This is a genomic window from Frankia sp. CcWB2 (assembly GCF_977927585.1).
The window spans coordinates 15,516-16,198 of the sequence record NZ_CDWRCM010000105.1 but is presented as its reverse complement, the minus strand read 5'-3'; the positions used below and the strand labels follow the sequence as shown (position 1 = coordinate 16,198).

The 683-nt window shown below is 68.8% G+C and carries 1 protein-coding gene; it reads left to right on the top strand.

What is annotated here, in order from left to right:
- Window positions 1-199: 199 nt before the first annotated feature.
- Window positions 200-683: acyl-CoA thioesterase domain-containing protein (locus ACY45C_RS12600; RefSeq protein WP_462187808.1), on the top strand; the 484-nt coding region annotated here is incomplete at its 3' end.

Below are 683 nucleotides of genomic sequence, written 5' to 3'. Positions count from 1 at the left end.
TGTGACCAGCAGTCGGCGGCGAATAGGCCGATATTTGCCGCGAGGCTCCGCGCCGGGCGGAGTCATGATCCACGTGTGACAATTCGGCAGAGAGTGCAGCGACCGGTCACGGTCCCCCGACCTGGGCGTCCAGCGCGGGCGTCCGGCGAGGATATCCGCGGCATTCGCACCTGGCGAGCGTCCGCGGGAAGGGTGCACTGTGGGTACACAATCCGCGGAGACGACGGGCGCACGAGCTGGTGAGACCCCCGAGCAACAGGCCGGCGCGCAGGATCGGGCCGATAGGGCGCCGGCGCCCGGCCAGTGCACTCTGAGTGAACTACTGGCAGTTCTCGATCTCGGCGGGGATGTTCCGCCGGTGCCGGCCCGATGCCTGCTCAGCACACACGGCGGCGTCCTCGGGGCGCAGCTGCTCGGCCAGCAGATCGTTCTCGCCGAGCGTATGACCCCCAGTAAGATCACGCACAGCCTGCAGACGGTGTTCATGCGCCCCGGCGACTGCCGCCAACCGGTCTGGATCGACGTCGAGCGGTTGGCCCACGGGCGGTCGATCGACTCCCTGGCCCTGACCTTCCGACAAGACTCGTTGCAGATCTGCCGGGCGGACGTGATGCTCCGCTCCCCAGAGCCGGACTTCCTGCGCCTGCGCTCCACCGAGTCCGACTTCCTCGGCCCGGAGCACG